Origin of the sequence: Streptomyces sp. NPDC093094 (assembly GCF_044754345.1) — a bacterium.
Lineage (GTDB): Bacteria > Actinomycetota > Actinomycetes > Streptomycetales > Streptomycetaceae > Streptomyces.
This window is the reverse complement of record NZ_JBIVOX010000001.1, coordinates 213,510-224,986: the sequence shown is the minus strand read 5'-3', so window position 1 is coordinate 224,986 and position 11,477 is coordinate 213,510. Positions and strand designations below refer to the sequence as shown.

Genomic DNA, 11,477 nt, shown 5'->3' with positions numbered 1-11,477 from the left:
CGCGCCGAACGCTACCGAGACGGGCCCGGCGCACCCACCCCTAAATCTCCTCGTGGGGTTCTCTCACCGGTCGGCCGCGAGGCCGGTCAGCTCCGGCACGATGTCCCGCGGCGTCGGCAGGGCGGCCGTCTCCCGTCCCAGCAGGGCCGCCCGGGCGCGCAGCGGGGAGTCCCCTGCGATCTCGCGCAGGACGCCGGCGTCCAGGTGCGCGGGGCCGGTGACGGCGGCGGCGCCGAGGTGCGCGAGCCGGGCCACGATGCCGTCGGCGGGCCCGGCGTGGCCGGCGGGAGCGCCGGTCAGGACGAGCTGCGGCAGCCCGTGGGCGAGGGCGGCGACGGCGAGGGCCGTGCCGCCGCCGTGCACGACGGCCGTGCAGGACGGCAGGACGGCGGCGGGGACGGAGTCGAGGAGCCGCACCTGGGAGGGCAGCCGGACGCCCGGCGGGACGCGGTCGGCGGGCCGGGCGAAGAGCAGTTCGGCGTCCAGGCCGGCGGCGGCCTCGAACAGTGCCGGTACGGCCTCGTCGGGCACGTCGGCGGCCACGTGGACGCGGCGCACCCGCGGAGTGCGCCGCAGCCAGACGGGGATCACCTTCGGGCCGTCGTACGGCACGGGCCGTACGGACAGGGCGCGCGGGCCGTCGGCGCCGGGTTCCCCGGCCCCGGCGGGCCGCAGGGACGGCGGCAGACAGTCCAGCGTGCCGTGGGGCGGCTCCCCGGCATCGGTGTCGGCACCGGCTCCGGGCGGGGCCGGGTCGAAGGGGCCGTCGACGCGGACGTGGGCCGCGCCGAGCAGTCCGGCCGCGGTGGCGCCGGCGGGTGCGGCGGCGTCCCACAGGACGAGGCGGGGCCGCCACCGTCCGCCGTGGGCCGTCAGGCCCTCCACGTCGGCCGGTGCGGCCAGGCGCGCGTCCGGTGAGCCCTCCCGCTCCCCCGGTGTGTCCTCGCCCACGGCCACGGCGACCAGGCCGGTGGCGGTGACCGCGTCGGTGAAGGCCGGCCGGGCGGCGATCTGCACGGCGTGCCCCGATGTGCGCAACGCCCAGGCGAGCGGCACCAGATGGTGCAGCCGGTCCGGCGACGACGGCGTCACCAGCAGAACGCGCATGTTCCCTCCACTGAACCTGCCCGCCGGCCGCCGAGGGGCGACGGGACGTCTCGGACGATAACCGCGCCGTCGTACGGCGCGGACCCCTAAGCGGGGCGGGGTAGGGGCGCGGGACGTGTCCCGCGCCGCGGGGCCGCCCGCCGGGACCACGCCCAGGGATAGGGGTTGACCCCTGGGCCTGCGCACGGCCGCGGGCGGACCCGGCCACGGGCCGCACAGGCCACGGGCCGCACGGCCCGCCCCCGGCCGGACCCATGCCCCCGGCCGGACCCGTGTGCCCGGCCGGACCCATGCCCCCGGCCGCCGCCGCGGCCCTTGCCGACCGGGCGCACGGCCGCCGTGCGCACAGAGCCCGGCGGGTGCCGCCGAAGCCGCGAAGGCCCCGGCGGGTGCCGCGAGGTCCGTACGGGGAGCACGCCGCGCACAGGCGCCGCGGGCACGGCCGGCCGCGTGGGCGGCGCCGGCCTCCGTCAGTCGTAGCGGTAGAAGCCGCGGCCCGACTTCTTGCCCAGCAGACCGCCCTCGACCATGCGCAGCAGCAGCGGGGGCGCCGCGTACAGGGGTTCGCGGAACTCGGCGTACAGCCCGTCCGCGACCCGGGCGAGGGTGTCCAGGCCGATCATGTCGGCGAGCCGGAGCGGGCCCATGGGGTGGGCGCAGCCCAGGGTCATCCCCCGGTCGATGTCCTCGGCCGTGGCGAAGCCGGACTCCGCCATCCGTACCGCGGACATCAGGTACGGCACGAGCAGCGCGTTCACGACGAAGCCCGCCCGGTCCGGGGAGCGCACCACCTCCTTGCCCATCATCTTCGTCACGAACGCCTCGGTCCGCTCGAAGGTCTCCGGCGCGGTGCGCACACAGCCGGTCAGCTCCACCAGCGGCATCGCCGTGACGGGGTTGAAGAAGTGGGTGCCGATGACGTGTTCGGGCCGGCCGGTGGCGGCGGCCATCCGCATCACGGGCAGCGAGGAGGTGTTGGTGGCGAGAACGGCCCGCGGGTCCTCGACGATCCGGTCGAGCCGGGCGAACAGCTCGGTCTTGGCCCGTTCGTCCTCGACGACCGCCTCCAGCACGATCTGCCGGTCCGCGAGGTCGGCGAGGTCGGTGGTGAAGGTGATCCGGCCCCGGACGAAGGCCCGTTCGGCCTCCGGCATCCGGCCCTTGGCCACCGCCCGGTCCAGCGAGGTCTCGATCCGGCGCGCTCCCGCCTCCGCCGACCGCGCGGAGGAGACGGCGACCAGCACGTCCGCGCCCGAGCGGGCGCAGGTCTCGGCGATGCCGGAGCCCATCAGGCCGCAGCCGACGACCCCGACACGGTGGAGTCCGTTGTCGTTCACGACCCTCCTGTCGCCTTCCAGCGCAGCACGCTGGTGCCGACCGCCATGCCGCCGCCGAACGCGGAGAGCAGGACGAGGTCGCCGTCGGCGAGCAGCCCCGCGCGGTCGGCGTGGTCGAGGGTGACCGGCAGGGACGCGGCCCCGGAGTTGCCGAACTCCTCGACGGTCAGGTGTGTCCGGGCCCGGTCCAGGCCGGTCTGCGCGGCGACCTCGCGCAGCAGCACGCCGTTCGCCTGGTGCGGGACGAGGTGGGCGACGTCGTGCGGTGCGACGCCGGTGCGGGCGAGCAGTTCCTTGACCGCCTGGGGCACCTTCTCGCGGACGTAGTCGCTCACGTCGCGGCCGCGCATGCGCAGGTAGTGGCCGCCCGCGTCGACGGTGTCGTGGGAGGCGGGGGCGCGGGTGCCGCCGCCCTCGATGACCAGGTAGGGCGCCTCGTCGCCGTGGCCGAGGAGATCCGTGCCGACGATCCCGTACGGCGCGGGGACCGGCCCGAGCACGGCGGCGCCGGCGGCGTCGGCGAGCAGCACCCGGGTGCCGCGTTCGGCGGGGTCGGTGAACCGGGACCACAGGTCGGCCGCGATCACCAGGGCGTGCGCGCCGGGCCGGGCGGTGAGCAGCCCGGCGGCGGCGTCGAGCGCGGCGACGAAGCCGCTGCAGCCGATGTTCAGGTCGAAGCAGCCCGCCCGGTGCGCGCCGATCGCGGCCTGGACCAGGCAGGACATGGGCGGCAGCGGGGAGTCGGGGGTGGTGGTGGCGACGACGACGTAGTCGATCCGCTCGGCGGGGACGCCGCCCCGCTCCAGCGCGGCGCGCGCCGCGGCGATCGCCAGGTCCGAGGTGGCCTGCTCGGGCGCGGCCCAGCGGCGTTCCCTGATGGCGGTCTTGCGTTCGATCCACTCGGGGGTGACGCCGAGGCCGGGCGCGAGGTCCTCGTTGGTGACCACGGTGGAGGGGACGCAGGAGCCGGTGGCGAGGACACCCACGCGGTGATCAGACAAGGCTGCGCACCCCCAGCCGGTTGATCCGGTCCTCGCCGATCGCCTCGCGCCGGGCCGGGTCGGTGACGCCGAGGCCGGTCTTCGGGGCGAGGCAGAGCACGCCGGTCTTGCCGATGTGGGTGTTGTTCTGCACCTCGCGGGCGGCCTCGCCGATCGCGTCGAGCGGGTGGACCGCGCCGAGCACGGGGTGGATGCGGCCCATGTCGATGAGCCGGTTGCTCTCCCACTGCTCGGCCAGGTTGGCGGCATGGCTGCCGATGAGGCGCTTGAGCTTCATCCACAGGTAGCGGTTGTCGTACTGGTGCTGGTAGCCGGTGGTGGAGCCGCAGGTGACGACGACACCACCGCGGCGGACGACGAACATGGAGATGCCGAAGGTGGCCTGGCCGACGTACTCGAAGACGATGTGCGGGTCCTCGCCGTAGGCGTCGCGGATGATCCGGCCGAGTTTCTTGCCGGCCGCGATGACCTGGGCGGGGTCGGTGCCGTCGCCGTCGCCGATGCCCAGCTCGCTGCGGTTGACGACCAGGTCGCAGCCGAGTTCGCGCAGGGCCTGCGCCTTCTCCTCGGAGCCGACCACGCCGACCGCGATGCCGCCGCCCTGCCGGACGAGCTGGACGGCGTGCACGCCGAGTCCCCCGGCGGCGCCCCAGATGAGGACGATGTCGCCCTGTTTCATGCGCGCGCCGCGGTCGCTGACGAGCATGCGGTAGGCGGTGCCGGCGCAGGCCGGGGTGCTGGCGGCCTCCTCCCAGGTCAGATGGGCGGGCTTGGGGATGAGCTGGCTGGCGCGGACGACGGTGTAGTGGGCGAGGCCGCCGAAGTTGGTCTCGTAGCCCCATGCCTTCTGGCCCTCGCCCAGCATGCCGTCGGCGTGGGTGACGGCCTCCTGGTCGTCCACCTGGATCGGGCTGACCAGCACGTGGTCGCCGATCCTCCAGCGCCGTACGCCCTCGCCCGCGCGCACGATCACGCCGGCCGCGTCGGAGCCGAGCACGTGGTAGGGCTGGTCGTGCCGCTTCTCCCAGCGGCCGGTCCTGCCGTACGACTTGAGGAAGGTGAAGGTGGGCAGCGGCTCGAAGGTCGCCGACCACACGGTGTTGTAGTTGACGGAGCTGGCCATGACGGCCACCAGCACCTCGTCCGGCGCGAGTTCGGGCATCGGCACCGGGCCGACGTGCAGCGCCTTGCGTACGTCCTTGTCCTCCGCGTCCCCGAAGACCCCGATGTCCTCGATGCGGGTGTGCGCGGCGGTGTACTCCTCGGGCACCGGCAGCTTCGCCAGTTCCTCGGCGTCCGCCTCGGCCAGCACCGCCTCGGCCAGCACGTCCATGCGAAACCCTTTCCTTCCTCCGTGGAGAGCGCGCCGGCCCTGCCGGCCGGCGCGCGTGTGCCGTGTCAGTCCTGCGCCCGGCCGAGCGCGTCGAGCCAGCCGCGGATGGCCGCGGCCGTGCTCTCGGCGTGGTCCTCGACGATGCTGAAGTGGTCGCCGGGGACGACCACTTCCCTGGTGGCGAGGGACCAGGTGGACCGCCAGCTGAGGTCCGCCCCGGACCCGGCCCCGCCGTCGCCGCCGTCGTCGTCGTCGTCCGCGCCGGAGCTGTGGAACCGGTCGGTGGCGTGCAGCAGCAGGGTGGGCGTCGGGATCTCGGTGACCTCGATGCCGGGCATCAGGGACACGTACCGGGCCATGGCGCTCAGCGAGGTCCTGTTGCCGAGCTGGCCGGCCCAGACCTCGCGGGCGAGCGCGCCGACCGCGACCTCGGCGGCGAAGCTCTGGAACAGGGCGTCGCCGGCGACGGGGTAGGTGTCCAGCAGGACGACGCCGACCGGGGCCCGGTCCTCCTCGGCGACGCGTTCGGCCACGGCGTGGGCGAACAGTCCGCCGCCGGAGTGACCGAGGAGGGCGAACGGCTCGTCCCGTACGGTCATCCGGACGGTGGCGGTGAGGACGTCGAGCACGGCGCCCGCGGTCTCCGGCAGCTGCTCGCCCGCCGCGAAGCCGGGCATGGCGATCACGGAGACCTTGTGGGCGCCCTGGAACTGCGCGGCGATCCTGGCGTACTGGTAGACACCGCCCATCGCGGCGGGGGTGCACAGGCACACCAGGTGCGGGGCGCGGTCACCGTCCGACAGACGCACCACGTCGGGCAGCCGGTCGATGTCGGCGCGGGAGGTGAAGGCGGGCCGGACCTTGGCGACCCACTGGAGCATGCCGAGCCCCTCCTGGACCTGCCCGGCCCGCACCATCTCGCGGAACAGCCCGGGCACGGTCTCCCCGTCCTCGGTGTCCGTGCCGCGCGGCTCGTCGGCCCCGTCGCCGGCCGGGTCCTCGTCGAAGGTGCCCAGCTCGTCCGCCAGGTGCCCGGCGAGACCGCCGGGGGTGCGGTGGTCGAACACGACGGTGGGCGCCAGTCGCAGTCCGGTCGCCGTGCCCAGCCGGTTGCGCAGCTCGACGGCGGTCAGCGAGTCGAACCCGGACTCCAGGAAGTGCCGGTCGGGCTCGATGGTCTCGGCGTCGCCGTAGCCCAGCAGGGTTCCGGCGTGCTCCAGCACCAGGTCCAGCATCGTCTTGCCGAGCTGCTCCCGGCTCTGGCCGGCCAGCCTGCGGCGCAGGGCGGTCACGTCGGAGGCGGTGGTGCGGGAGGCGGTGCGCCGCGCCGGTGCGACCAGTGCGCGGAAGGCGTGCGGCACGGCACCGCCGTCGGGGGCCGCGTCCCCCACGGCCAGGGGGACGAGCAGCGCCTCGGTGCGGGCGACGGCCGTGTCGAACAGCTTCAGCGCCTCCGCGTCCGCCAGAGCGGTCATCCCGGCGCGGCCCAGGCCCGCCGTGTCCACGTCGGCCCCGGTGTCCGGGCCGGTCGCGGTGGTCTGCCACAGCCCCCAGGCCAGCGACTGGCCGGGCAGCCCGTGGGCACGCCGGTGGGCGGCCAGGGCGTCCAGGAAGCTGTTGGCGGCCGCGTAGCTGCCCTGGCCCGGGTTGCCGAGGACACCGGCGACCGAGGAGAACAGCACGAACGCGCCGAGGTCGCGGTCGCGGGTGAGGTCGTGCAGATGCCAGGCGGCGTCCGCCTTGGGCCGCAGCACCGCCGCGAGCCGTGTCCCGTCGAGGGAAGTGGCGGTGGCGTCGTCGACGACGGCGGCGAGATGCACGACCGCCCTCAGCGGATGCTCGTCGCCGATGCCGTCGAGCACGGCGGCCAGCGCGTCGCGGTCGGCGGCGTCGCAGGCGACGGAGGTGACCTCGGCGCCCAGGCCGGTGAGCTCGGCGATCTGTTCCGGGTCGGCGCCGCGCCGGCCGACCAGCACCAGGCGGCGTACGCCCTGCTCGGTCACCAGATGGCGGGTGAGCACCCGTCCGACGGAGCCGGAGGCGCCGGTGACGAGGGTGGTGCCGTCGGGGTCGAACGCGGCCGCGCCGGTGTCGCCCGCGGCGGTGCGCACGAGCCGGCCGGTGCGGACGACGCCGTCGCGCACCACCAGCTGCGGCTCGTCGCCGGCGAGGGCGGCGCCCAGCGCGCGCAGGGAGGCCGCGCCGCCGTCGGTGTCGGCGAGCACGAACCGGTCGGGGTGCTCGGACTGCGCGGAGCGCACCAGGCCGCGTACGGCGGCGCCGGGCAGGTCGGTGACGTCCTCGCCGCCGAGGGCGACCGCGCCCCGGGTCAGCACGAGCAGCCGGGCCCCGGCGAACTCGCGGCTGTGCAGCCACTGCTGGATCAGGGTCAGGGCCTGTCCGGTCGCGGTGTGCACGGCGTCCGGTCCCGCGGGGGCGCCCTGGGCGAGGGCGGTGGCGTCGAGGACGACCACGTCGGCACCGGGGGCGTCGGCGGCGAGCCGGGCGAGGTCGCCCTCGGCGGCCGGCCGCAGTCCGGCGGCGGTGAGTTCGCCGGCGAGCCCGTCGGCGGCGCCGGAGAGCAGCGCCCAGGTGGCGGGGGCGGGAGCGGTGCCGGTGCGCAGCCGGGGCCAGTTCCAGCCGAACAGCAGGTCGTGGCGGGGTGCGCGGCCGGCCCTGGCCGGCCCGCCGGCCGGGCGGATCACCAGGGACTCGACGGAGGCGACCGGGTCGCCGGCCTGGTCGGCGATCAGCACGCTCACGGTGTCGTGGCGCAGCGGGGTGACCCTCACCCGCAGCCGGGTCGCGCCGGTGGCCCAGAGGTCGACGCCGGACCAGGCGAACGGCATGCCGGACTCGACGTCGACGGCCTCGGCGAGGCCGACGGCCTGGACGGCGGCGTCGAGGGCCGCGGGGTGGATGCCGTAGTGCTCGGCGGTGCGGGCGGTGCCGGCGTCCAGGGCGACCTCGGCGTACACCTCGTCGTCCAGCCGCCACAGGGCGCGCAGTCCGCGGAAGGCGGGGCCGTAGCGGAATCCGGCCTCGGCGAAGCCCTCGTAGAGGTCGGAGAGGTCGACGGCCTCGGCGCCGGGCGGCGGCCACTGGGTGAGGCCGTCCGGTTCGGGCGCGGCGTCGGCGGTCAGCAGGCCGCTCGCGTGCCGGGTCCAGGGGGTGTCGGGGCCGGTGTCCGGGCGGGAGTGGACGGTCACCGCCCGGGCACCGGAGTCGTCGTGCGGGCCGACCACGACCTGGACCAGGACCTTGCCGTGCGCGGGCAGCGGCAGCGGGGTCTCGACGGTGAGGTCCTCCAGGCGGCGGCAGCCGGCCTCGTCGCCGGCGCGGACGGCGAGCTCGACGAACCCGGCGCCGGGGAACAGGGCCGTCTCGCCGAGGGCGTGGTCGGCGAGCCAGCCGTGGGTGCCGAGGGAGAGCCGGCCGCCGAGGACGATCTCGCCGGTGCCGGCCAGCTCGAAGGAGGAGCCCAGCAGCGGGTGTTCGGTGGCCTCGACGCCGGTGGAGGCCATGCCGCCGCTCTGCCGGACGGCGGCCATGTCGACGTCCGGCCAGTAGCGCCGGCGGTGGAAGGCGTAGGGCGGCAGCTCGGTGCGAACGGCGCCGCGGCCGAGCAGCAGCCGCTCGGGCTCGACGGGGTGGCCGTCGGTGAACAGCCGGCCGGCGGCGAGGCAGGCCGCGGTGTCCTCGGGCACGTCCTTGCGCAGCACGGACAGCACGGCGCCGTCCTGGCCGTCGCCGCCCAGGCAGGTGGAGATCATCCCGGCGAGGGCGCCGTCGGCGGAGAGGTCGACGTAGCGGGCGACGCCTTCGGCCTCCAGGGCGCGCACACCGTCCAGGAAACGCACGGTGCGGCGGCAGTTGGCGACCCAGTGCTCGGGGTCGGCGAGCTGTCCGGCGGTGACGAGCGAGCCGGTCACGGTGGAGACGATCGGCACCCGGGGGGTGTCGTAGGCGAGGCCGGTGGCGGCCTCGCGCAGTTCGTCGACGAGCGGCTCCAGCAGCGGGGAGTGGCCGGCGCGCGGGATGTCGAGCCGCTTGGTGCGGCGGCCCTGCGCCCGCCAGTGCTCGGCGACGGCCTCCACCTCGGCGCTCTCGCCGGAGACCACGACGGCGCGCGGGCCGTTGAGGGCGGCGATGCCGATGCCGTCGGTGAGCAGCGGGAGGATCTCCTCCTCGTCGGCCTCCACGACGACCATCGCTCCCTGGGCGGGGATCTCCTGGAGGAGCTGGCTGCGCTCGCTGGTGAAGCGGACCGCGTCGGCGAGCGGGAGCACCCCGGAGACATGCGCGGCGATCACCTCGCCGCCGGAGTGGCCGAGGAGGTAGTCGGGGCGCACCCGCCACGAGTCCAGCAGCCGGGCCAGGGCGACGCCCATGGTGAACTGGGCGGCCTGGCCGAAGGCGACCTGGTCGAGCAGCTGTCCGAGGACGGAGCCGGGCTCGGCGAACATCACCTCGCGCAGCGGCCGGTCGAGGTACTCGTCGAAGGCGGCGCACACCTCGTCGAAGGCGGCGGCGAACACCGGGAACGCGGCGTGCAGTTCGCGGCCCATGCCGGGGCGCTGGCTGCCGTTGCCGGGGAAGACGAACGCCACGGGTCCGCCGCGTTCGGCGGTGCCGGTCACCACGGCGGGCGACTCGCGGTCCTCGGCGAGCGCGGCGAGCGCGGCGTCGAGCTCCTCGGCGTCGGCGCCGACGACGGCCGCCCGCTGGGCGAAGCGCGGCCGGCGCAGGGCGAGGGAGTGGGCGAGGTCGCGCGGGTCGGTGCCGGGGTGCTCGGCGAGGTGGGCGCGCAGCCGGGCGGCCTGGTCGGGCAGGGCCTCGGCGGTGCGGGCGGTCAGCAGCAGCGGTACGGCGTGCCCGTCGGGGGCGCGGTCGGCCGGCGGTGTGTCGGTCCTCTCGGGCTCGGGGGCCTGTTCCAGGACGACGTGGGCGTTGGTGCCGCTGAGGCCGAAGGAGGAGACGCCCGCGCGGCGCGGCCGGCCGTGGTCGGGCCAGGGGATGCTCTCGGCGAGCAGCCTGACGTTCCCGGTGGTCCAGTCGACCTGGGTGGTGGGGTGGTCCGCGTAGCGGGTCAGCGGCAGTCCGGCGTGGCGGATCGCCTGGACCATCTTGATGACCCCGGCGATGCCGGCGGCGGCCTGGGTGTGCCCGAAGTTGGACTTCACCGAGCCCAGCCACAGGGGCCGGTCGTCGGGCCGGTCCTGGCCGTAGGTGGCGAGCAGGGCGTTGGCCTCGATGGGGTCGCCGAGGGTGGTGCCGGTGCCGTGGCCCTCGACGGCGTCGATCTCGTGCGTACGGAGTCCGGCGGAGGCGAGTGCCTTGCGGATGACGCGTTCCTGGGAGGGGCCGTTGGGTGCGGTGGGTCCGTTGGAGGCGCCGTCGGAGTTGACGGCGGAGCCGCGGACGACGGCCAGCACGGGGTGGTTGTTGCGGCGGGCCGCGGAGAGCCGTTCGAGGACGACGAGACCGACGCCCTCGCCCCAGCCGACGCCGTCGGCGGAGTCGGAGTACGCCTTGCAGCGGCCGTCGGCGGCGGTGCCGTCCATGTACTGGGCGAACGGCTCGGCGGAGACCAGCGCGGTGACACCGCCGGCCAGGGCCAGTTCGCAGTCGCCGTCGCGCAGCGCCTGGCCGGCCAGGTGCAGGGCGACCAGTGAGGAGGAGCAGGCGGTGTCGACGGTGACGGCGGGGCCCTCGAAGCCGAAGCTGTAGGCGATCCGGCCGGACACCATGGAGCTGAGGCCGCCGGTGCCGATGTACTGGCTGTGCTGCTCCATGGTGCTGAGCGGGCCGGTGTCGTACGTGCTCTGCATGCAGCCCGCGAAGACGCCGGTGGTGCTGCCCTTGAGGGCCAGGGGGTCGATGCCCGCCCGTTCCAGCGCCTCCCAGGCGGTCTCCATGAGCATGCGCTGCTGCGGGTCCATCATGATCGCCTCGTTGGGACCGATCCCGAAGAACGCGGCGTCGAAGTCGGGTGTGCTGGGGACGAATCCGCCGAGGGGGGTGGTGCCGGTCTCGGCGAGGAGTCCCATCCAGTAGTCCATGTCCCAGGACCGGTCGGCGGGGAACTCGGTGAACGCGTCGCGGCCTTCCCAGACCAGGTCCCACAGCTGGTCGGGGGTGGTGGCGCCGCCGGGGAAGCGGCAGGCCATGCCGACGATGACGATCGGGTCGTCCTGGGCGGACACCGCGGGCGCGGGCGTTCCGGCCGCCGAGGCGGCGGTGAGGGAACCGTACAGCGTCTCGTGCAGATGGGTGGTGAGCGCCTCGGGCGTGGGGTGGTCGAAGACGAGCGTGCTGGCCAGCTGGGCGCCGGTGTCCGCGCTCAGCCGGTTGCGCAGCTCCACCGCCGTCAGCGAGTCGAACCCCAGATCCTTGAACGCCCGCCCCGGATCGACCAGTTCACGGGAACCGTGCCCGAGGACGTCGGCGACGTGCCCGAGGACCAGGTCGAGCAGGCTGTCGTACGAGGGGGCCGTCGAGGCCGGTGCAGCGGCGCCCGCGAACATCGTGTCGTACAGGTGTGCGGTCAGTGCCTCGGGCGTGGGGTGGTCGAAGACCAGCGTGCTCACCAGCTGGGCGCCCGTGTCCGCGCTCAGCCGGTTGCGCAGCTCCACCGCCGTCAGCGAGTCGAACCCCAGATCCTTGAACGCCCGCCCCGGATCGACCAGTTCACGGGAA

General features: G+C 75.4%; 4 protein-coding genes and 1 pseudogene. All 5 read right to left on the bottom strand.

The annotated features are described in order from the left end of the window. Positions 1 to 63: 63 nt before the first annotated feature. On the bottom strand, positions 64 to 1,107 hold the full coding sequence (locus tag ACIQGV_RS00820; protein ID WP_402488520.1) for a nucleotide disphospho-sugar-binding domain-containing protein: 1,044 nt from the start codon (positions 1,105 to 1,107) through the stop codon (positions 64 to 66). A gap of 470 nt (positions 1,108 to 1,577) precedes the next feature. Beyond that, on the bottom strand, positions 1,578 to 2,444 hold the full coding sequence (locus tag ACIQGV_RS00815; RefSeq protein ID WP_402488518.1) for a 3-hydroxybutyryl-CoA dehydrogenase: 867 nt from the start codon (positions 2,442 to 2,444) through the stop codon (positions 1,578 to 1,580). Beyond that, the gene (locus ACIQGV_RS00810) at positions 2,441 to 3,445 is read right to left on the bottom strand and encodes a 3-oxoacyl-ACP synthase III family protein (protein ID WP_402488515.1); all 1,005 of its coding nucleotides are present in this window, start codon (positions 3,443 to 3,445) and stop codon (positions 2,441 to 2,443) included. The genes ACIQGV_RS00815 and ACIQGV_RS00810 overlap by 4 nt, the downstream gene beginning before the upstream one ends. Further along, the gene (gene ccrA, locus ACIQGV_RS00805; RefSeq protein WP_402488512.1) at positions 3,438 to 4,778 is read right to left on the bottom strand and encodes a crotonyl-CoA carboxylase/reductase; all 1,341 of its coding nucleotides are present in this window, start codon (positions 4,776 to 4,778) and stop codon (positions 3,438 to 3,440) included. The genes ACIQGV_RS00810 and ccrA overlap by 8 nt, the downstream gene beginning before the upstream one ends. Before the next feature lie 65 nt (positions 4,779 to 4,843). Then, positions 4,844 to 11,449: pseudogene (locus ACIQGV_RS00800) on the bottom strand (SDR family NAD(P)-dependent oxidoreductase); the annotation flags it as partial. Between the last annotated feature and the right edge of the window lie 28 nt (positions 11,450 to 11,477).

Excerpts from the sequence above, each read along its gene's own strand:
- ccrA (WP_402488512.1), bottom strand. The coding sequence starts at position 4,778 with ATGGACGTGCTGGCCGAGGCGGTGCTGGCCGAGGCGGACGCCGAGGAA.
- ACIQGV_RS00820 (WP_402488520.1), bottom strand. The coding sequence starts at position 1,107 with ATGCGCGTTCTGCTGGTGACGCCGTCGTCGCCGGACCGGCTGCACCAT.